This is a genomic window from Streptomyces venetus (assembly GCF_039540295.1).
Classification (GTDB): Bacteria; Actinomycetota; Actinomycetes; order Streptomycetales; family Streptomycetaceae; genus Streptomyces; species Streptomyces venetus.
Genome location: NZ_BAABET010000003.1, coordinates 724,286 through 742,849 on the forward strand (window position 1 = coordinate 724,286; position 18,564 = coordinate 742,849).

23 protein-coding genes and 1 tRNA gene are annotated in these 18,564 nt (G+C 72.4%); 7 read left to right on the forward strand and 17 right to left on the reverse strand.

All coding sequences use genetic code 11. The features are described 5' to 3' along the window. Positions 1-77: 77 nt before the first annotated feature. Positions 78-566 carry a MarR family winged helix-turn-helix transcriptional regulator gene (locus ABEA82_RS13140; protein ID WP_003991372.1) on the reverse strand — a complete coding sequence of 163 codons (489 nt, stop codon included), beginning with the start codon at positions 564-566 and terminating at the stop codon, positions 78-80. A gap of 215 nt (positions 567-781) precedes the next feature. Here ABEA82_RS13140 and ABEA82_RS13145 point away from each other — a divergent pair, with 215 nt between their 5' ends. Then, positions 782-979: a hypothetical protein gene (locus ABEA82_RS13145; RefSeq protein WP_345661593.1), complete on the forward strand. Its 198-nt coding sequence runs from the start codon at positions 782-784 to the stop codon at positions 977-979. A 352-nt stretch (positions 980-1,331) separates the two neighbouring features. On the opposite strand, the gene ABEA82_RS13150 is transcribed toward ABEA82_RS13145, so the two are convergent. The 8 genes from ABEA82_RS13150 to ABEA82_RS13185 all read right to left on the reverse strand — a co-directional run bounded on the left by ABEA82_RS13150 (position 1,332) and on the right by ABEA82_RS13185 (position 5,831). Then, the gene (locus ABEA82_RS13150; RefSeq protein WP_345661594.1) at positions 1,332-2,237 is read right to left on the reverse strand and encodes an RNA polymerase sigma factor SigF; all 906 of its coding nucleotides are present in this window, start codon (positions 2,235-2,237) and stop codon (positions 1,332-1,334) included. 268 nt (positions 2,238-2,505) lie between these two features. Continuing rightward, positions 2,506-3,438, reverse strand: coding sequence for an RNA polymerase sigma factor SigF (locus ABEA82_RS13155; RefSeq protein ID WP_345661595.1), 933 nt, complete (start codon positions 3,436-3,438; stop codon positions 2,506-2,508). 164 nt (positions 3,439-3,602) lie between these two features. After that, on the reverse strand, positions 3,603-3,896 hold the full coding sequence (locus ABEA82_RS13160) for a Dabb family protein (protein WP_345661596.1): 294 nt from the start codon (positions 3,894-3,896) through the stop codon (positions 3,603-3,605). Further along, positions 3,896-4,072: a hypothetical protein gene (locus tag ABEA82_RS13165; RefSeq protein ID WP_039933072.1), complete on the reverse strand. Its 177-nt coding sequence runs from the start codon at positions 4,070-4,072 to the stop codon at positions 3,896-3,898. The genes ABEA82_RS13160 and ABEA82_RS13165 overlap by 1 nt, the downstream gene beginning before the upstream one ends. A 116-nt stretch (positions 4,073-4,188) precedes the next feature. Next, positions 4,189-4,273: transfer RNA gene (locus ABEA82_RS13170), tRNA-Ser, on the reverse strand. A 45-nt stretch (positions 4,274-4,318) separates the two neighbouring features. Further along, positions 4,319-4,750 carry a tRNA adenosine(34) deaminase TadA gene (tadA, locus tag ABEA82_RS13175; protein ID WP_345661714.1) on the reverse strand — a complete coding sequence of 144 codons (432 nt, stop codon included), beginning with the start codon at positions 4,748-4,750 and terminating at the stop codon, positions 4,319-4,321. 56 nt (positions 4,751-4,806) lie between these two features. Further along, a complete protein-coding gene (locus ABEA82_RS13180; protein ID WP_345661715.1) occupies positions 4,807-5,346 on the reverse strand; it encodes a tRNA adenosine deaminase-associated protein in 540 nt (179 codons plus the stop codon). A gap of 287 nt (positions 5,347-5,633) precedes the next feature. Then, complete coding sequence (locus tag ABEA82_RS13185; protein WP_345661716.1) at positions 5,634-5,831, reverse strand: hypothetical protein; 198 nt, start codon at positions 5,829-5,831, stop codon at positions 5,634-5,636. 264 nt (positions 5,832-6,095) lie between these two features. On the opposite strand from ABEA82_RS13185, the gene upp reads away from it, so the two are divergent. After that, positions 6,096-6,731, forward strand: a complete 636-nt coding sequence (upp, locus tag ABEA82_RS13190; RefSeq protein ID WP_345661597.1) for a uracil phosphoribosyltransferase — start codon at positions 6,096-6,098, stop codon at positions 6,729-6,731. Positions 6,732-6,755: 24 nt separating this feature from the next. On the opposite strand, the gene ABEA82_RS13195 is transcribed toward upp, so the two are convergent. Together ABEA82_RS13195 and ABEA82_RS13200 are read right to left on the reverse strand one after the other, a co-directional pair. After that, on the reverse strand, positions 6,756-7,379 hold the full coding sequence (locus tag ABEA82_RS13195; protein ID WP_345661717.1) for a LytR C-terminal domain-containing protein: 624 nt from the start codon (positions 7,377-7,379) through the stop codon (positions 6,756-6,758). Between the two features lie 121 nt (positions 7,380-7,500). After that, entirely contained in the window at positions 7,501-7,797 is a 297-nt protein-coding gene (locus tag ABEA82_RS13200) for a type II toxin-antitoxin system VapB family antitoxin (RefSeq protein WP_003991361.1), read from the reverse strand. Between the two features lie 105 nt (positions 7,798-7,902). Here ABEA82_RS13200 and ABEA82_RS13205 point away from each other — a divergent pair, with 105 nt between their 5' ends. Beyond that, positions 7,903-9,513, forward strand: a complete 1,611-nt coding sequence (locus tag ABEA82_RS13205; protein ID WP_345661598.1) for a helicase HerA-like domain-containing protein — start codon at positions 7,903-7,905, stop codon at positions 9,511-9,513. A 94-nt stretch (positions 9,514-9,607) separates the two neighbouring features. Here ABEA82_RS13205 and ABEA82_RS13210 read toward each other — a convergent pair whose 3' ends face one another. From ABEA82_RS13210 to ABEA82_RS13230, 5 genes are all read right to left on the reverse strand, one after another. After that, positions 9,608-9,739: a hypothetical protein gene (locus tag ABEA82_RS13210; protein WP_345661599.1), complete on the reverse strand. Its 132-nt coding sequence runs from the start codon at positions 9,737-9,739 to the stop codon at positions 9,608-9,610. A 55-nt stretch (positions 9,740-9,794) separates the two neighbouring features. Beyond that, complete coding sequence (locus ABEA82_RS13215; protein ID WP_345661600.1) at positions 9,795-10,136, reverse strand: hypothetical protein; 342 nt, start codon at positions 10,134-10,136, stop codon at positions 9,795-9,797. Continuing rightward, complete coding sequence (locus ABEA82_RS13220) at positions 10,136-10,444, reverse strand: hypothetical protein (RefSeq protein WP_345661601.1); 309 nt, start codon at positions 10,442-10,444, stop codon at positions 10,136-10,138. Before ABEA82_RS13220 ends, ABEA82_RS13215 begins: the two co-directional genes overlap by 1 nt. A 208-nt stretch (positions 10,445-10,652) precedes the next feature. After that, a complete protein-coding gene (locus ABEA82_RS13225) occupies positions 10,653-11,246 on the reverse strand; it encodes an HhH-GPD-type base excision DNA repair protein (protein WP_345661602.1) in 594 nt (197 codons plus the stop codon). Positions 11,247-11,297: 51 nt separating this feature from the next. Then, on the reverse strand, positions 11,298-12,020 hold the full coding sequence (locus tag ABEA82_RS13230) for a siderophore-interacting protein (protein WP_345661603.1): 723 nt from the start codon (positions 12,018-12,020) through the stop codon (positions 11,298-11,300). 81 nt (positions 12,021-12,101) lie between these two features. Between ABEA82_RS13230 and ABEA82_RS13235 the strand changes: the two genes are divergently transcribed. From ABEA82_RS13235 to ABEA82_RS13250, 4 genes are all read left to right on the forward strand, one after another. Then, a complete protein-coding gene (locus tag ABEA82_RS13235) occupies positions 12,102-14,444 on the forward strand; it encodes a penicillin acylase family protein (RefSeq protein WP_345661604.1) in 2,343 nt (780 codons plus the stop codon). Further along, positions 14,437-15,048, forward strand: coding sequence for a GNAT family N-acetyltransferase (locus ABEA82_RS13240; RefSeq protein ID WP_345661605.1), 612 nt, complete (start codon positions 14,437-14,439; stop codon positions 15,046-15,048). Before ABEA82_RS13235 ends, ABEA82_RS13240 begins: the two co-directional genes overlap by 8 nt. Continuing rightward, complete coding sequence (locus ABEA82_RS13245; protein ID WP_345661606.1) at positions 15,045-15,524, forward strand: cupin domain-containing protein; 480 nt, start codon at positions 15,045-15,047, stop codon at positions 15,522-15,524. Before ABEA82_RS13240 ends, ABEA82_RS13245 begins: the two co-directional genes overlap by 4 nt. A 147-nt stretch (positions 15,525-15,671) precedes the next feature. Further along, entirely contained in the window at positions 15,672-17,594 is a 1,923-nt protein-coding gene (locus ABEA82_RS13250) for a copper resistance CopC/CopD family protein (protein WP_345661718.1), read from the forward strand. Here ABEA82_RS13250 and ABEA82_RS13255 read toward each other — a convergent pair. Continuing rightward, a complete protein-coding gene (locus ABEA82_RS13255) occupies positions 17,494-18,501 on the reverse strand; it encodes a DUF72 domain-containing protein (RefSeq protein WP_345661607.1) in 1,008 nt (335 codons plus the stop codon). The genes ABEA82_RS13250 and ABEA82_RS13255 overlap by 101 nt on opposite strands. Positions 18,502-18,564: the final 63 nt, after the last annotated feature.

Below are 18,564 nucleotides of genomic sequence, written 5' to 3' on the forward strand. Positions count from 1 at the left end.
GGCCGTGGGAGCCTCCTCCGTGCTTGGCATGAGCCCGCACACCGGCTGGTGTGGTCGTTGCCATGGGCTTCCTTTTCTTACGTGCTTGCGGGTGTACGGGTGGTCTGTTCGACAGCGGGTGGTGCCGCCCGGGCCGCGGGCCGGCAGTCGAAGCTCTCCCGCAGCCGTGCCATCAGCTGCGTGAGCCGACGGACGTCTTCGTCGGACCAGTCGCTCAGGCGCTCTTCGAGCACCTCGGTGGTCCGCCGGGACAGCTCGTCGAGCTGCGCGTGGCCCGCGGGGGTGAGGCGCAGGATGCGCGAGCGCTTGTCCGCGGGGTCGGGCGAGCGTTCGATCCAGCCGCGCGCCACGACGTGCGCGACATGGCGGCTGGTGACCGACATGTCCACCGCGAGCAGCTCGGCGAGCTTGCTCATGCGCATGTCGCCATGGCGGCCCAGCAGGGTCAGCACGGCCGCCGACCCGCCGGGGCACTCGGCCGGCATGATGCGGCCGAGTTCCCGCTTCACGGCGCCGAAGGCACTGAACTGGCGGACCAGTTCTTCGTACTGCGCCCTCTCGGCCATGACACCTCCCGCTTTCGTTGCTTAGGGCAACCATAGAAGCTGTTGGTTGCTGAAGGCAAATAAAAGGGGAGGGTGCGGCATAAAAACTTGGCAAAGGCAAGTATTGCGACAGTAAATGTGCTGGTGGCGAGCCTGGCGGTACGGGTCAGGTGGGACCAAACGGAACGCCAACCCCCACTTGGGGAGCCCCGGCGTTTTCGCTAGGGTCTCGGGCCATGGCTAACAACCAGGCCCCGCAGGGCAATCACGACCCCGCCGGCAGCACCCAGATGTTCCGCGCGTTCGTCGACGAGGAGCCGCGGGGGCGGCAGGCCGCGGCGACCGGCAGCAGTGGTCCGCGTGTCGGTCTCATCCTCGGCGTCGTCGTCGCCGTCGCGATTGTCGCGGCGGTGGCTTGGCTGGCGCTGGCGTAACCCGTACGGCGGGTTCTCCGGAACCTGGCGTCGGTGCCGGGTGCTCGGCGTTGGTGACCGGGGAGGGGTGTTGCGCAGCCCGGCGTGGCGGGGTGCCGCTGCGCCCACCCGTGCCGCCCCAGCGGCACGACTGCCCGCAGCTAGGGGCACGACTGCCCGCAGCGGGGGCGGATGCACCCGCAGGCGCCGACGCGCGTGAGGGGCCGTGTCGGGGGGTGTTCGCCCGCAGTGGGCGGCGCGTGTGACGCCAGTTTGTCGGTCACCCACTTGGTCGCGCCGTTCCGAGGACGGACACCCCCCGGCGCGGCCCCGACCCACCCCCCCAACCGGCACGCGCGGCCGGTGGTGCGGCTCAGTCCGAGATGAGACCTTCCCGCAGCTGCGCCAGCGTCCGCGTCAGAAGACGGGAGACGTGCATCTGCGAGATGCCCACCTCCTCGCCGATCTGCGACTGCGTCATGTTCGCGAAGAAGCGCAGCATGATGATCCGCCGCTCCCGAGGCGGCAGCTTGGCCAGCAGCGGCTTCAGCGACTCCCGGTACTCGACACCCTCCAGGGCGGTGTCCTCGTACCCCAGCCGGTCCGCCAGCGACCCCTCGCCACCGTCGTCCTCCGGCGCCGGAGAGTCCAGCGAGGACGCCGTGTACGCGTTCCCCACCGCCAGCCCGTCGACCACGTCCTCCTCGGACACCCCGAGCACGGAGGCGAGTTCGGTCACGGTCGGAGAGCGGTCCAGCTTCTGCGACAGCTCGTCACTCGCCTTGGTCAGCGCGAGCCGCAGTTCCTGAAGCCGGCGCGGCACCCGCACCGACCACGACGTGTCGCGGAAGAACCGCTTGATCTCACCGACCACGGTTGGCATCGCGAACGTCGGGAACTCGACACCCCGTTCGCAGTCGAACCGGTCGATCGCCTTGATCAGCCCGATCGTGCCGACCTGGACGATGTCCTCCATCGGCTCGTTGCGGGACCGGAACCGCGCCGCCGCGTACCGCACCAGCGGCAGATTGAGCTCGATCAGCGTGTCCCGAACGTAGGCACGCTCGGGGCTGTCCTCATCCAGCGCGGCCAGCCGCAGGAACAGGGAGCGGGACAGGGTGCGGGTGTCGATGGCGCCCGCGGCCGGAAGCACCGGGGCGGGCTCGGTCGCGAGCTCGGCCGGAACATCGTCGATGGGGCCGAGTGAGTCGAGAGCATGGGGAGCTGACTCGCTCTCCGCGAGCGTGAGCACCTTCGAGCTGCCCTGTTCTGCGGACATGCCACCCCCTTTGGGTCGCGGGACGGTCGCGGCGACGCCCCTCGTGCGAGGAACGCAGCCTTCACCTGAATACCGGCGCCGAAGCCCCGGCAAACGCGCTTCCCGCAGAATGTCACATGTCGGCAACACGCTGTAGTGACATGTCGACATCTGAGACGCGAATCCGCCCTGCAAACAAGGGGTCTGACGCCGCGTCGGGCCAAAACTGCCGGGAACCACGCTGACCTGCGATTCCCCCGCCCCGGTGACCCTTCGAGCGGGTTTCCGATTACGCGTCGATCCGGTTGGCAGACCGCAACCGCTGGAAGCTACGCGCGAGTAGCCGCGACACATGCATCTGCGAGACACCGAGTTCCGCGCTGATCTGAGACTGCGTGAGATTGCTGTAGTACCGCAGCAGCAGGATCCGCTGCTCCCGTTCGGGCAGCTGCACGAGCAGATGCCGTACGAGATCCCGGTGCTCCACCCCGTCCAGCGCGGGATCCTCGTAGCCGAGCCGGTCCAGCAGCCCCGGCAGCCCGTCGCCCTCCTGCGCGGCCTCCAGCGAGGTCGCGTGGTACGACCGCCCGGCCTCGATGCAGGACAGCACCTCGTCCTCGGTGATCCGCAGCCGCTCGGCGATCTCCGCGGTCGTCGGGGACCGCCCGAACGAGGTGGTCAGGTCCTCGGTCGCGCTGTTGACCTGTACCCACAGCTCGTGGAGCCGGCGCGGCACGTGGACGGTACGGACGTTGTCGCGGAAGTACCGCTTGATCTCTCCGACGACCGTCGGCATCGCGAACGTCGGGAACTGCACGCCCCGGTCGGGGTCGAAGCGGTCGATGGCGTTGATGAGCCCGATCGTGCCGACCTGGACGACGTCCTCCATCGGCTCGTTGCGGGAGCGGAAACGAGCGGCCGCGTAGCGCACCAGCGGCAGATTGGCCTCGATGAGCGCCCCACGCACCCGGTCGTGCTCCGGCGTGCCCGGCTGGAGCTCCTTGAGCTGCCCGAACAGCACCTGCGTAAGGGCACGGGTGTCGGCCCCCCGGCTCCTCCGTGGAGCCGCTTCCGAGGGCTGCTCCTGAGGTGAGGGCTGCTCCTGTGGCGAGGGCGGTGCCTGAGGCGAGGACGGTGCCTGAGGTGCGGTACTGGCCAGCACGGTCAACTCCACCTCGTCATCCGACAACTCACCGTCCACGCTTCTACTAAAAGCGGTCATAGCATCACAAGAGATGTGCACTGTGTGCAAGCACCTCATAACTACGTGTTGAGGGGCAAGCACAGAGCCCCCGTCGGAATGACGGGGGCTCGAAGCGCTTCGGGACTCCGGGCGCCGGAACGCGCCGGAACGCGCCGGAAAGCACCGGTATGCGCCGGAACGCGTCAGAACTCGTAGTCGGCGATCACCCAGGTGGCGAACTCCCGCCACAGCGCGACACCCGCCTGATGGTCGGGGTGCTCCACGTACCGGCGCAGCGCCTCCGCGTCGTCGAAGGCCGAGTTGATGGCGAAGTCGTAGGCGATGGGGCGGTCGCTGACGTTCCAGCCGAGCTCCCAGAAGCGGAGCTCGGGGATCTTGCCGTCGAGCGCACGGAAGGCCTCGACGCCCGCCAGGACCCGCGGGTCGTCGCGCTCGACGCCCTCGTTGAGCTTGAAGAGGACCAGGTGGCGGATCATCACTTTCCTCCGTTGGCGACCCACGTGGCGAAGTCGCCGAGGGCCTGGGCGGCGTCCGATACGCCCTGGAACCCTATCTGGACGTAGTCGGCGGCCTTGGCCGGGTCCGTCACGATCACGTACAGCGCGAAGACCACGAGCACGTAGACGGCGACCTTCTTCGCGTTCACCGCCATCGCGGCCTCCCCTGTCACTGTTGTCTCAAACAGCGCACATGATCGCACGAAGGTCCGAGGACACGAAGGGGCAGATCGCACGAAGGGCCCCGTCCTAGGACGGGGCCCTTCTCAAGCGGTAGCGGAGGGATTTGAACCCTCGGTGACTTGCGCCACACTCGCTTTCGAGGCGAGCTCCTTCGGCCGCTCGGACACGCTACCGAGGGAGACCTTACAGCAAGGTGCCGCGTGCTTTGAAATCGGTATTCAGCGGGCCCGGAAGAACTCCGTGAGCAGCCGTGCGCAGTCCTCGGCGAGGACGCCCTCGATCACTTCGGGCCGGTGGTTGAGCCGCCGGTCGCGCACGAGGTCCCACAGGGAGCCGACCGCACCGGCCTTCTCGTCGCGGGCCCCGTAGACGAGCCGGTCGACGCGGGACTGCTGGATCGCGCCCGCGCACATGGTGCAGGGCTCCAGCGTCACCACGAGGGTGCAGCCGGCGAGTCGCCACGCGCCGAGCTCGGCGGCGGCCCGCCGGAGGGCGAGGAGTTCCGCGTGGGCCGTCGGGTCGCCGCCGGCCTCGCGTTCGTTGTGCCCGGACGTGAGCACCGTGGTGCCGTCCGGGGCGAGTACGACGGCTCCGACGGGGACGTCCCCGCCCTGGACGGCCCTGGCGGCCTCCTCCAGGGCGAGCCGCATCGCGGGCCGCCAGGGGTCCCGCACCGGGTCCGGCGGTCCTGGAGTGGTGCGAGCGGTCAGCGGACGGTCTCCAGGGTCTCCGAGGCGCCGAGGGACTCGGCGATCTCGGTGACGGCGTCCGTGGACATCGAACGCAGCTCCTTCTCGCTCACGCCGAGGTCGTCGAGGACCTGGGCGTCGCCGACCGGGCCGTGCGGCACGAGCTCGGCGGCACCGGCGGCCCCGTCACCGTCGTCGGACTCGTCGTCCCCGTCGGCTTCACCGTCCTCGGTGCCGTCGAGGTCGAGGGCGTCCAGGTCGTCCCCGTCGTCCGGGTCCCGGCCGAGCAGCTCGTCGGTGAGCAGGATCTCGCCGTAGCTGCTGCGGGCAGCCGCGGCGGCGTCCGAGACGTAGATGCGAGGGTCGTCCTCGCCGTCCACGCGGACGACGCCGAACCAGGCGTCCTCCTGCTCGATGAGCACGAGCACCGTGTCCTCGTCGGGGGAGGCTTCACGGGCCAGGTCGGCCAGATCCGACAGGGTCTCCACATCGTCCAGCTCTGTGTCGCTCGCTTCCCACCCGTCTTCGGTGCGCGCGAGCAGTGCGGCGAAGTACACCGTGACTCTCCCACTGGTCATAGGCGTGCCGGTTGGAGGTCCCCCCGGCGGAGGTTGCGGGCGGGGAGTGCTGCTCCGAGCCCCGCCCACTCGGAATCGTGGCAGAAACAAGGCGTTCAGGGGACGTCTTCGGCACCCTGTGTCCGGCAGTTCTGCCCGCACGCTCGTTGCCGCCACCAGCGGATCGTACGCGGCTTTCCCCTGCTCCACGCACGGTCACCCCGACAACGTCCACGCGGTTCGTGATCTTCCCCGGGGGTTTCCTCACTCGTTTCCTACCAGCTTTCCTACCAGCGGAACGTGCGCATGCGCATGGCGTGCCGCAGCCGGGCCACCTTGACGCGGCGCGGCTGGACGCGGTCGCGCAGCTCCCGGGCCTCCGCGAGGTCGCGCAGGAACCGGGCGCGGCGCCTGCGGCGCTCGGCGTCGGTCTCGCCGGTGCCGTCCGGCCCGGCCCGTCCCGGCCGTCCGGTGAGCCCGGTCAGCGAGCTCCGGATGCTCTCGTCGGTCCGGGCGGTCTCCCCGCTCCGGCCCCTGTTGTCGGCCTTGTCGGCCGCCAGGTCCGTCCCGCGCCGTGCGCGCGGCGACGGATCGTCTCGGTAAGCCCGGTCGGGCATCAGTCTCACCACCCCAGTGCGCGTCCTTCTCGTTTTCCCCCGGACGGGCGGTTGACGCAGGCGAACGGGTGGCGGCCGGGCGGGGGGCTCACCGTGCGGCCGGCGTCATCCGGCCCGGTTACTGTTGTGGACATGCGTCTCCACGTCGTCGACCACCCCCTGGTCGCCCACAAGCTCACCACGCTGCGCGACCAGCGCACCGACTCCGCGACCTTCCGTCGTCTCGCCGACGAGCTGGTCACCCTGCTCGCCTACGAGGCCACGCGCGACGTACGCACCGAACAGGTCGACATCCAGACGCCGGTGGCCGTGACCACGGGCGTCAAGCTGTCCCACCCGCGTCCGCTGGTGGTGCCGATCCTGCGGGCCGGCCTCGGCATGCTGGACGGCATGGTCCGGCTGCTGCCGACCGCCGAGGTGGGCTTCCTCGGCATGATCCGCAACGAGGAGACGCTCGAGGCGTCCACGTACGCCACGCGTATGCCGGAGGACCTGTCGGGCCGTCAGGTGTACGTGCTGGACCCGATGCTCGCCACCGGCGGCACGCTGGTCGCGGCGATCCAGGAGCTGATCCGGCGCGGCGCCGACGACGTGACCGCCGTGGTGCTGCTGGCCGCGCCGGAGGGCGTCGAGGTCATGGAGCGCGAGCTGGCCGGCACGCCGGTGACGGTCGTGACCGCCTCGGTCGACGAGCGCCTGAACGAGCACGGCTACATCGTCCCGGGCCTCGGCGACGCGGGTGACCGGATGTACGGGGCGGCCGAGTAAGCCCCCGGGGCCCGATGTCGGGCCCTAGCACCCCTTCTTCGACGTGGGCGCCGGCTCGGGACTGGCCAGCTTGGTCAGGGCCCGGTCGGCGTCCGGCTGTTTGGCCAGCGTCTTGAAGGTGTCCCCGATGACGAGGTCGACGGCGTCGCCCTCGCGGGCCGCCTCGGTGCGGCGCTCGGCGCCGGGGAGCTGGGTGCCGAGGACGGGCAGTGAGGTGTCGAGGGCGGCGGCGGGGCCGAGCAGCATGCCGGCGCCCTTCACCTTCTTGTCGTACTCCTTGGGCGCGTTGCCCACGTCGCCGATCTTGAAGCCGCGCTTCTTCAGCTCGTCGGCGGTCTTCTTCGCCAGACCGCTGCGGGTGGTGGCGTTGAGGACGTTGACGGTGATCGTGCGCGGCTCGGGCAGGGGCTTCGCGCTGGGCGAGGGGCTCGGGCTCGCCTTGGTCGTGGGCGCGCAGTCCGTGCCGTCGGCGGCCGCCGAAGCCTTTCTGCCGCCCCCGGTGAAGACGTCGATGAGCTGCAAGGTGCCCCAGCCGCCCACGCCGAGCACAGCAGCGGAGGAGACGACCAGGACGACGAGCCTGCCGTGCCGCCGGGGCCTGCGCATCCGGGGGTACTTGTTGCCCGTGATGCGGTACTTGCCGCCCATGCCGGGGGGAGTCAGCATGCTCATGAGCGCAGCGTAGTGCGCCCGGGCGACGATGCCTACTAGATGATCATTCGACGTCGCCCAGCAGAACCCGAAAGGGCCAACCCGTCACCGGTGAGGGTCAGTCGAGCTCGAGCACGCGCGCGTGCAGTACCTGGCGCTGCTGCAACGCCGCCCGCACCGCGCGGTGCAGGCCGTCCTCCAGGTACAGGTCGCCCTGCCACTTCACGACGTGCGCGAAGAGGTCGCCGTAGAACGTCGAGTCCTCGGCGAGCAGGGTCTCCAGGTCGAGCTGCTGCTTCGTCGTCACCAGCTGATCGAGGCGGACCGGGCGCGGCGCGACGTCCGCCCACTGCCGGGTGCTGTCCCGGCCGTGGTCGGGGTACGGCCGGCCGTTTCCGATGCGCTTGAAGATCACACGGAAAGCCTACCGGGCGGGACCTTCCGGGCGCAGCCGTGGCGACGGAGTGCGACGCTGAAAAAATACCCGCAAGGCGGTACGAACCGGGAACAGGGGCGTGACATGCCTGACCGCGAGACCACGTCGCAGGCCCCCGCGCCCCAGGTGTCCGCCCGCGCGGCCGCCCTCCCCCGGGAGGCTCTGGGGATCGCCTCGGGCTACGCCTTCTCCGGCCCGGCCCTGCATCTGGGCGCCCTGCTGTGGGGCGGGCGGTGCCTGCCGGACGCGCGGATCCGGGTGCCGCTGGCGATGCTCAACCGCCACGGACTGGTCGCGGGCGCCACGGGCAGCGGCAAGACCACGACGCTCCAGCTGATCGCCGAGCAACTGTCCGCCCAGGGCGTGCCGGTCTTCCTCGCCGACATCAAGGGTGACCTCTCCGGGATCGGCGCGCCGGGCCGCGCCGACGCCCGGGTCGAGGGCCGGGCGCGGGACGTCGACCAGGGCTGGACGGGGACCGGGTTCCCGGCCGAGTACTACGCCCTCGGCGGCATCGGCCGGGGCATCCCGATCCGGGCCACGGTGACCGGGTTCGGCCCGGTGCTGCTGGCCAGGGTGCTGCGGCTGAACCGGACCCAGGAGCAGTCCCTCGCCCTGATCTTCCACTACGCCGACGCCAACGGCCTGGAGCTGGTCGACCTCAAGGACCTCAGGGCGGTGGTGACCTTCCTGACCTCGGACGAGGGCCGGCAGGAGCTGAAGACGGTCGGCGGTCTGTCGGTCGCCACGGCCGGGGTGATCCTGCGGTCCCTCACGGCCTTCGAGGCGCAGGGCGCGTCCGGTTTCTTCGGGGAGCCGGAGTTCGACACGGCCGAGTTGCTGCGGAGGGGTGAGGACGGACGCGGCATCGTCTCGGTCCTGGAGCTGAACGCCGTACAGGACCGGCCGCGGTTGTTCTCGACGTTCCTGATGTGGCTGCTCGCCGACCTCTTCCACGATCTGCCCGAGGTCGGCGACGTCGACAAGCCCCGGCTCGTCTTCTTCCTCGACGAGGCCCACCTGCTCTTCGACGACGCCTCCGAGGTGTTCCTGGAGTCGATCACGCGGACCGTGCGGCTGATTCGCTCGAAAGGGGTCGGCGTCTTCTTCGTGACGCAGACTCCGAAGGACGTGCCCGCCGATGTCCTCGCGCAGCTCGGCAACCGCGTCCAGCACGCGCTGCGCGCCTTCACGCCGGACGACCGGAAGGCCCTGAACGCCACGGTGAGGACCTTCCCGAGGGCGCCCTACGACCTCGGGGAGGTGCTGACGAACCTGGGGACGGGCGAGGCGGTGGTGACGGTGCTCAACGAGAAGGGCGTCCCGACGCCGGTCGCCGTGACCCGGCTGCGGGCGCCCGAGTCCCTGATGGGGCCGGTCGGGCAGGAGGCCCTGGAGCGGGCGGTGGCCGACTCGCCGCTGTGCGGGCGGTACGCGCGGGCCGTGGACCGGGAGTCGGCGTACGAGCGGCCGGCGGGTGGTGGCCGGGGAGCGAAGGGGCCGGACGAGATGCGGGACGCCGCGCGGCGCGAGACGCCCGGGGAGCCCGCGCGGGAGCAGCCGTCCGCGGTCGAGCAGGTGGTCGGCAGCGGGGTCTTCACGTCGCCGGCCCGGCCGGTGGGGACGCAGATCGGGCGGGAGATCACGCGCTCCTTGTTCGGGACCGCGCGGCGTCCGGGGCGGCGGAGGCGCTAGGGGCTGTCGTCGTCCGAGCAGGTCCTGGTCGTCCGGACAGGTCCTGGTCGTCCGGGCAGGTCCTGGGCCCGGCGCCTCCGTCGCCGTGGGTGGGTCAGTCGCGTTCCCGTTTCCTGGCGGGCTGCTGCTCGCGTGTGTCCCGTTCGGGCCGGGGCGGCTTGGGGGCGCTGCGAACGGCCTCGGCACGCAGGAGGGCGCGCAGGACCGCGTACGGGTCTTGAAGCATGGCGTGTCGTTCCTTCTGGTTCCGTGCGGGGGTGATGGACCGGTGGCGGGTCCGGTCAGCAGCGCAGGACCTCGGAACGCGGGGGGCGCGGGGCGTGCGGCGTGTCCGGCGGTACGGGCACGGCGTGCCGGGCGGTGTACGCGGGCCCGGGAGACGGGAGCGGGGCGGGGCGCGGCGGGACGGCGGTGCGCCGGAAGCCCCGGGCCGACGGACGCAGGACGGTGTCGAGGACGTCGCACTCGACGGCCGTGCTCTCCCCGGAGACGGCGGCCACCGTCCCCGTGTGCGCCTCGGCGTGCGCGCCGGGCACGAGCAGGGCGAGCAGCAGGACGAGCACCCGCAGCCACGCGTTCGGGCGTGTGCCGCGGGGGACCGGCTGCTGTCGTGCGGGGCTCACTAGAGGTCGATTCCCGTCGCGCGCGGGCCGTTCATCCCCGGTGCCGCGAGATCCGCCCGGTCGGCGCAGGGCGGCCCCGGACGCTCGGGTCCGGGGCCGGGGAGCCCGATCCGCCGCCTGAGGACGGGCGGCGCCGGGTCGTGGACGACGGCCAGGGGGCGGGCAGTGCCGCGGGACGGCCGGCCGCTGAGGGGCCGGAGGCCGAGCAGGAGCGGATGCGCGCCGCCGCTGACGGCGAGGACGCGGAGCGGGGCCGTGGGAGGGGGCTCGCTCCGGCCCCGGAGGGAGCCGCTCGGTGGCTCGGTCATGGTCCATGCTCGGACCGGGCCGGACGGGCCCGCCACCCGGGGCGGGCCAGGTGGCTGACGCCTGTGTGCCGGGGTGCTGGCGGGGTCCTGCGAGGGTCCTGCCGGGGCCCTGCCAGGGGCCTGTGTGTGCCGGTGCCCTGCTTGCCGGCCGGGGTCCTGTTACCTGCCGCCGGCAGGGGTCCCGCTACCTGCCGCCGCCGGAGTCCCCCTACCTCCCGCCGGCCTTCGCGGCCTTGGCCGCCGCCTTCATCTCCTGCTTGTGCGCCCGTACCTTGGTCAGCGACTCGGGGCCGGTGATGTCGGCGACCGAGCGGAAGGAGCCCGGCTCGCCGTACGAGCCCGCGGCCTCCCGCCATCCGGTTGGCTGCACTCCGAGCTGCTTGCCGAGCAGGGCGAGGAAGATCTGTGCCTTCTGCTTGCCGAAGCCCGGCAGCTCCGACAGCCGCTTCAGCAGCTCCTTGCCGGTGCCGACGTCCTTCCAGACGGCCTCGGCGTCACCGTCGTAGTGCTCGACGAGGTACTGGCACAGCTGCTGGATCCGCTTGGCCATGGAGCCCGGGTAGCGGTGCACCGCGGGCTTCTGGGAGAGCAGCGCGGCGAAGGCCTCGGGTTCGTGCAGGGCGATCTCGTGCGCGTCCAGGTCGTCCGCGCCGAGCCGCTGGGCGATCGTCGCCGGACCCTTGAACGCCCACTCCATCGGGACTTGCTGGTCCAGCAGCATCCCGACCAGCGCGGCGAGCGGACTGCGGCCGAGCAGCGCGTCGGCCTCGGGGTCCTGGGCGAGGTGAAGAGTGACGTCCATGCCCCGATCATCCCCCGGGGCGGGCCCGGCCGCGTCCGGAGCCCGGCCCGGTCACGTGGCCCGCCAGTACCCCAGCGCGTGCACCCGCTGCTTGGGCAGGCCCAGTTCCCTGCGGACGTACGCCGACAGGGTCCGGGTCGTCGCCGTGTCGCAGGCGATCCAGACGTACGGGTCGGAGGTGCCCTGGAGCAGGCCGGGCAGGTCCTCGCGCACCTGGCCGACGAGACGGGCGCCGGAGTCCTGGCGCGGCACCTTGCGCACCTCGTGCCGGTCCGGGTCCGTGCGGAACGGCAGGTCGTCGTCGCCGCCCTCGAACCAGACCGTGGCCGGGGCGGGCCCCAGCGCGTCCAGCAGGGAGTTGATGGCGGGCAGCGAGGCCGGGTCGCCGACGGCGAAGACGTGGGAGGGCGCGGGGCTGGGGTGTTCGAAACCGGTGCCCTGCACGGTCGCCTCGACGGTGTCGCCCGGCTTCGCCGCCCTGGCCCAGTCGCTGGCGCGGCCCTCGTGCAGGGCGAACTCCAGGCTGAAGGTCCCGGCCGCCGGGTCCGGGTCGACCAGGGTGTAAGCCCGCTGGTGAGGCTTGCCCGCGTTGTCGAACCACAGGCGTACCCACATGGTGGGATGGACACCGGTCGCCGCGAGCAGGCCGCCGTCGGTGAAGCGCAGCCTGCGGTAGTCCGGGGTGACGTCCTGCGCGTCGGTCACGGTGAACTCGAAATCCTTCGCGCGCAGCAGTCTGAGGACCGCGCCCTCCCAACCCCGCCCCTGCCCCATCACGTTTCAGTCCTTCGCGTACGATTCCGGCCACAGCTTTGACTTAGGCAAGGCTAACCTAAAAGGAAGTGGGGGCACAGGGTGGCCATCGAGATCTACCGCGACGCCTGGGGCATCCCCCATCTGCGCGCGGGCGGCGCGGCCGAACTCGCCCACGCGCAGGGCCTTGTCACGGCCCGCGACCGGGCCTGGCAGCTGGAGACCGAGCGGCACCGGGCCGAGGGCACCTCGGCGTCCTTCCTCGGCGCGAGCGCCCTGGCCTGGGACGGTTTCGCCCGACGCGCGAGACTCGACGACACGGCCAGACGCTGCTTCACGGACCTGGAGAGACGGGACCCGGAGACGGCGGACTGGGTGCGGGCGTATGTGGCCGGGGTGAACGCGGGGCTGGCGCGGGGCGCCGAGGACGCCCCCGAGTTCCGCCGCACCGGCCTCACCCCCGGCACCTGGCATCCCTGGACCCCCCTCGGCGTCTGGCTCGCCACGCACATCCTCTTCGCCGGGTTCCCGGCCAAGCTCTGGCGGGAGCAGGTCGTGGCCCACCTGGGCGCGGACGCCGTCGGGCTGTTCGCCGCCGACGGGCCGGGCACCTCCGGCAGCAACGGCTGGCTGGTGAGCGGGGAGCGGACCGTCACCGGCGAGGCGGTCATCGCCGGTGACCCGCACCGCTGGATCGAGGACCCGGGCGTCTACCAGCAGATCCACCTGTCCTGCCCGGAGTTCGACGTCGTGGGCCTCGCCGTGCCGGGCGTCCCCGGCATCGCCCACTTCGGCCACACCGGCACGGTCGCCTGGGCCATCACCAACGCCATGGCCGACTACCAGGACCTGTACCGGGAGCGGCTGCGGCGCACCGGGGCCGGAGTGGAGGCCCTCGGCCCGGACGGGGTCTGGCACCGGGCATCCCGGCACACGGAGGTCGTCGAGGTGGCGGGCGAGGAGCCCGTCGAGATCGAGGTGATCGAGACCGAGCGGGGGCCGGTGGTCATCGGGGGGCCCGAGGGGATCGACGGCGATCCGGCGGACCTGCCGGCGTCGGGGAGTGGTGGCCGGGCGGGTCCGAGGCATGCGGGTGGTTCGGGCGAGCCGGCGTATCCGGGTGGCTCGGTGGACGGGGGGTGTGCGGGTGGTTCGGGTGACCCGGTGCGTCCGGGTGGCCTGTCAGACCCGGCGTACCCGCATGGCCCGGCGGACGGGAGATACGCGGGTGGTCCGGCCGACCCGGCGAATCCGCATGGCCTGTCAGACCCGGAGTATCCGGACGGCCCGGCCGACCCCGTCGCCCCGCCCGTGGCGATCAGCCTCCGCTACCCGCCCCGCGTCACCGGCGACCTCGGCTTCGGCGCGCTGCTGCCGCTGCTGCGGGCCCGCCGGGTCGGTGACGTGGACCGGGCGTTCGACCGGTGGGCCGAGCCGGTCAACGTCGTCCAGGCCGCCGACACCGAGGGCGGTGTCCTGCACCGCGTGGCCGGGTGGGTGCCGCTGCGCGCCGAGGCCAACCGCCTGCGCCTGGTGCCCGCCTGGGAGCCCGGCCACGAGTGGCACGGCCGCCAGGAGACGCCCCGGGCCGGACTCACCGACGGCGTCGCCGTCATGGCCAACCAGCGCGGCCCGGCCGAACCTCTCGGCGTCGAGTTCGCCCCGCCGCACCGCGCCGAGCGCATCACCGCGCTGCTCGCCGGCAAGGAGCGCTGGTCCGCCGCCGACATGCCCGCCATCCACACGGACACCCACCTCGCCTCGGCCTCCGCCCTCCTGGACCACCTCCGCTCCCTCGACGGCCTCACCCCGAAGGCCGCCGCCCTGAGGGACCGTCTCCTCGCCTGGGACCGCCGGATGGACGCGGACAGCACCGACGCGGCCCACTACGCGGCGGTGCGCGGCGCGCTCGTACGGCAGTTGGCGGCGCACCAGGCCTTCGCCGCCCTCGCCACCCCACCGCTGTACCCGGAGGTGTTCCAGCCCTGGCTGGCCCTCCTCCCCCGCGTCGGCTTCGCCCTCGAACACCTGTTGCGGGCCGAGGAACTGTACGGCGTCGACCGCCCGTCGGCCGTCCGCGCGGCGATCGAGGAGGTGGCCGCCCATCTCCCCACCGGGGTCTGGGGCGACACCCACCGGCTCGCCCCCTGGCGTTCGCTGGAGCCCGAGACGCCGTACGACGAGCCGGGCCTCTCCGGCGACCACGACTGTGTGCTGTGCACCTCGGGCGTGCCCGGCCTCACCGACCGGGCGGCGCGCGGCCCGGCGGCCCGCTACGTCTGGGACCTGGCCCGCCGCGACGACAGCCGCTGGATCGTCCCCCTCGGCGCCTCGGGCGTCCCCGGCTCGCCCCACCACCGCGACCAGCTCCCCCTGTGGCTGGCCGGAGACCTCGTCCCGGTCGTCACCGACTGGGACCGGCTGAAGAAGGAGACCGATGTCTGACCACCCGTACGCCTCCCGCACGGCCGTCCACGAGCAGGCGACCGACGGCTTCGGCACCGTCCGTGTCCTGCCGCTGGACCCGGAGGCCGACGCCGGGGTGATCCACCGCTGGGTGAGCGAGGACCGTGCCGTCTTCTGGGGCATGAACGACCTGACCGAGCAGCAGGTGGCCGAGATCTACGCCCACATGGCCACGCTCACCACGCACCACGCCTTCCTCCTCGTCCGGGACGACGAACCGGTCGCGCTCCTCCAGACCTACGAACCCGGCGCCGACCGCGTCAGCGAGTGCTACGACGTCCAGCCCGGCGACATCGGCGTCCACCTGCTGCTGGCACCCCCCGGCCCGGGCGGCGCGCGCTCCGGCTGGACCGCCCAGCTGGTGGCGGTCATCGCCGGGTACGTGCTGCTGGGCCTGGACCGCCGGCGGGTCGTGGTCGACCCGGACGTACGCAACGAGAAGGCGGTCACCCGTTTCCTCGCCCTGGGCTTCGCACAAGGGCCGGTGGTCGTCCTGCCGGAGATCGACCTCCCGGACGTGTACCTGCCCGAGAAGAAGGCCCAGCTCGCCTTCCTGGACCGGGAGATACTCTTCCCCGGGTGACGCCCGACGACCTCATCGCGCACTACGGCCTGGAGCCCATCCCCCGCGAGGGCGGCCTGTTCCGCCAGACCTGGGCGGGCCCCGAACGCCCCGACGGCAGACCGGAGGGCACGGCGATCGTCGCCCTCCTGACAGCGGACGACTTCTCCGCCCTGCACCGCCTGCCCACGGACGAGATCTGGCACTTCTACCTGGGGGATCCGCTGGAGCTCCTCCTGCTCGCCCCGGACGGCAGCACCCGGACGGTCGTACTGGGCCCGGACGTCCTCGGCGGCCAGCACGTGCAGTTCACCGTGCCGGCAGGCACCTGGATGGGCGGCAGAGTCCACGGGGGCGGCTCATGGACCCTGTTCGGCTGCACGATGGCACCCGGCTTCACGTTCCAGGGCTACGAACACGGAGACGCGGCAGAGCTGACGGCAAGCTATACAGCGGAGGCAGACAAGATCGCAGAACTGTCCCGGCCTTCTTCTTAGGGGCGCGGGGCCCGTCCGCCGGTGAGCGCTACACCGATCCCATCCGTACATAACCCGGAGCCGTACAGCCCGACCCCGGAGACCCACGTGGACCAACGGCGGAACGAGGAGCCCAATGTCGGACACCCCCGGCGCATACAAGCCCTGGTGCTGCTCGGCACCCTGCTGGTACTGCTCCTCGGCGGAGCAACCCCCGCCTCGGCCCACGCCGCCCTCCGCAGCACCGACCCCGACGACGGATCAGTCGTCCAGCGGGCTCCCCGCAACGTCACCCTGACCTTCACGGAGTCCGTCGGCCTGCTCGACGACTCCTTCCGCGTCTTCGGCCCGGACCAGCGCCGCGTCCACACCGGCGAGGCGCGGCACGCGGACGGCCGCTCCGACACGGCCCGGGTCGGCCTGCCCGGGAAGCTCGCCCGGGGCACGTACACGGTGGCCTGGCGGGTGGTGTCCGCCGACAGCCACCCGGTCTCCGGCGCGTTCACCTTCTCCGTCGGCGAACGGTCCGCGACCAGCGCACAGATCGACACCGGCCCCGCCGAGGACCCGCTCACCGACGGCCTCCACGACGCCGCCCGCTACCTCGCCTACCTCGCCGCCGCGCTGCTCGTCGGCACGGTGGCGTTCGCGCTGCTGTGCCGGCCGGCGGACACGTCCCCGCTGCGCAGGCCACTGGTGGCGGCCTGGTGGACGCTGCTGGGCTCGACGGTCGTCCTGCTCCTGCTGCGCGCCCCGTACGAGACGGGCGAGGGCCCCGCGGCGGCGTTCGACGTCTCGGCCGTCGAACGCACCCTGACCAGCGGCCCGGGCCTCGCCCTGCTCGCCCGGCTGGCCGTCCTGCTCCTGACCGCCGTGTTCCTGCTACGGCTGGCCAAGCGGGAAGAGCCCCGGCAGCCGACCCCGGCCGTGCTCGTGGCCGGTACGACCCTGGCCGTCGCACTCGCGCTGACCTGGGCGGCGGCCGAGCACGCCTCCGCCGGGATCCAGGTGCCGCTGGCGATGACGTCGTCGGTGCTGCACCTGGTGGCGACCGGGGTCTGGCTCGGTGGTCTGGTGGCGCTGCTCCTGACCATCCGCAGGGCGTCCGGCGAGGCCCTGCGGGAGGTCGTGCCCCGCTTCTCCCGGATCGCCTTCGTCTCGGTGACCGTCCTGGCGGTGACCGGCCTCTACCAGTCCTGGCGCGGCCTCGGCTCCCTCGACGCGCTGACGGGCACGTCGTACGGGCGGCTGCTGCTGGCCAAGCTGGCCGCGGTGACCGTGCTGGTGCTGGCGGCCGGCTACTCGCGGCGCTGGACGGCTCGCCTCGCGATACCGGCGGCCGCCGCCCGTACGGCCGCCGCCACCCGGACGGCCGCCGTACGGGAACGGGTACCGCAGCCGGTGGGCGCACCGGCGCCCGGGGAGGACGGGGAGCCGGAGAACACGGGGGAGCCGGAGAACACGAGGGCGTCGGAAAACCAGGGGGAGCCGGGGATGCCGGACGAGCCGGACGAGTCGTCGGCATCTGCGTCGACCTCGGCGTCGACCTCGGCGACGACCTCGGCGTCCGAGGGAGGTGACGCGGACGCCGAGCGTCGCGGACTGCGCCGCTCCGTCCTCGTCGAAGTCGCCGTGGCAGCCGTGGTGTTGCTGATCACCACCCTGCTCACCACCACGCTGCCCGGCCGCGCGCAGGCCGAGGCGGCCCAGCAGGCCCCGGCGGGCGCGCTGCCGCCCACGACCCTCATCTCGGTGCCCTTCGACACGGGGGGAAGCACCGGTACCACGCTGTCCGGCCGCGGCAAGGTGGAGGTCACCCTGGATCCGGCCCGCGTGGGCGAGAACGGTGTCCAGGCCGTGGTCTTCGGCGGCGACACGGGCCTGATCGTGGTCCCCGAGGTCCGCATCACCTTCACCCTCCCGTCCCGGAAGATCGGCCCGATCGACGCCGAACTCACCGACGTGGGCGGCTACTGGAGCACCAACTCCGTCAACCTGCCCCTCGCCGGGAACTGGACGATGAAGACGACCGTGCGGGTGTCGGACGTCGATCAGGTGACGGTGTCGAAGCAGGTGCGGATCGTGCCCTAGGCACCCCGGGACCCTCCAGGCCCTCCAGGCCGCCCGGGTCCGCCCGGTCCGCCGCCGGCGCGTCGCCGTCGAGAAGCCGTGTCATGCGCTCGGCGGCGCGTACGGCCGCGTCACCGCAGCAGTTGTTGAACAGCACGTGCACCCGCTCGGTCCGCTCGGCCAGCCGCCGCACCCGGGGGAGCCACTCGGCGAGTTCGTCCTCGCCGTACTCCCACCGGAACCGGTCCTCCTTGCTCCCGGTTCCCCACGCGCTGCTGCGTCCGTGGAACCGCACGACGGACAGCCGGGGCGAGGTGACGGGCGTGACCGGCGGGACGGAGGAGGGCAGCGTCTGAATCATGTCGACGGCGACCGCGGCCATGCCGTACCGGGCGAGCAGCGAACACGTCGCCCCGGCCCGGCCCGGCTCCCACCACGAGGGATGCCGGAACTCCACGGCGAGGGGCCAACCGTCCGTCCGCTCGGCACACTCCCGCAGGAACGACTCCGCCCGCTCCCCGGGCCGGAACCACGGAGGGAACTGGAACAGCACGCTCCCGAGCCGCCCGGCCCGCCGCAGCGGCTCGATCCCCGCGCGGAACCGGTCCCACACCTCGTCCAGCACCGCCGGGTCCCGGTGGTCGGCCGGCAGCCCCTCCGGCATCGCCGACTCCCTGGTGGGATGCCCGGTGAGCAGCGAGAACGCCTTCACGTCGAACACGAACCCGTCCGGTGTCCGCTCGGCCCACAGCAGGCTGTTCCGCTCGCCCGGCAGCGCGTAGTACGACGCGTCGACCTCGACTACCGGGAACCGCTCGGAGTAGTGCCGTAACCGCCCCTCGGCGTCCCGCCGCCCCACCGGATACCAGCCGCTGCCGACCAGCGCCCGGTCGGTCCACGAGCACGTGCCCACCAGGATCTCGCCCATGGGGGACCGGTTACCCGGGCCGGGCCCCGGCAGGCTCACCTCCCGGCCGACGGTGACACGCGC

What these genes read in the sequence shown, in the direction of transcription:
- ABEA82_RS13140 (WP_003991372.1), bottom strand. Translation starts at nt 566, where the DNA reads ATGGCCGAGAGGGCGCAGTACGAAGAACTGGTCCGCCAGTTCAGTGCC.
- ABEA82_RS13145 (WP_345661593.1), top strand. Translation starts at nt 782, where the DNA reads ATGGCTAACAACCAGGCCCCGCAGGGCAATCACGACCCCGCCGGCAGC.
- ABEA82_RS13150 (WP_345661594.1), bottom strand. Translation starts at nt 2,237, where the DNA reads ATGTCCGCAGAACAGGGCAGCTCGAAGGTGCTCACGCTCGCGGAGAGC.
- ABEA82_RS13155 (WP_345661595.1), bottom strand. Translation starts at nt 3,438, where the DNA reads ATGACCGCTTTTAGTAGAAGCGTGGACGGTGAGTTGTCGGATGACGAG.
- ABEA82_RS13160 (WP_345661596.1), bottom strand. Translation starts at nt 3,896, where the DNA reads ATGATCCGCCACCTGGTCCTCTTCAAGCTCAACGAGGGCGTCGAGCGC.
- ABEA82_RS13165 (WP_039933072.1), bottom strand. Translation starts at nt 4,072, where the DNA reads ATGGCGGTGAACGCGAAGAAGGTCGCCGTCTACGTGCTCGTGGTCTTC.
- tadA (WP_345661714.1), bottom strand. Translation starts at nt 4,750, where the DNA reads ATGCGGCTCGCCCTGGAGGAGGCCGCCAGGGCCGTCCAGGGCGGGGAC.
- upp (WP_345661597.1), top strand. Translation starts at nt 6,096, where the DNA reads ATGCGTCTCCACGTCGTCGACCACCCCCTGGTCGCCCACAAGCTCACC.
- ABEA82_RS13195 (WP_345661717.1), bottom strand. Translation starts at nt 7,379, where the DNA reads ATGGGCGGCAAGTACCGCATCACGGGCAACAAGTACCCCCGGATGCGC.
- ABEA82_RS13205 (WP_345661598.1), top strand. Translation starts at nt 7,903, where the DNA reads ATGCCTGACCGCGAGACCACGTCGCAGGCCCCCGCGCCCCAGGTGTCC.
- ABEA82_RS13210 (WP_345661599.1), bottom strand. Translation starts at nt 9,739, where the DNA reads ATGCTTCAAGACCCGTACGCGGTCCTGCGCGCCCTCCTGCGTGCCGAG.
- ABEA82_RS13220 (WP_345661601.1), bottom strand. Translation starts at nt 10,444, where the DNA reads ATGACCGAGCCACCGAGCGGCTCCCTCCGGGGCCGGAGCGAGCCCCCT.
- ABEA82_RS13225 (WP_345661602.1), bottom strand. Translation starts at nt 11,246, where the DNA reads ATGGACGTCACTCTTCACCTCGCCCAGGACCCCGAGGCCGACGCGCTG.
- ABEA82_RS13230 (WP_345661603.1), bottom strand. Translation starts at nt 12,020, where the DNA reads ATGGGGCAGGGGCGGGGTTGGGAGGGCGCGGTCCTCAGACTGCTGCGC.
- ABEA82_RS13240 (WP_345661605.1), top strand. Translation starts at nt 14,437, where the DNA reads ATGTCTGACCACCCGTACGCCTCCCGCACGGCCGTCCACGAGCAGGCG.
- ABEA82_RS13255 (WP_345661607.1), bottom strand. Translation starts at nt 18,501, where the DNA reads ATGGGCGAGATCCTGGTGGGCACGTGCTCGTGGACCGACCGGGCGCTG.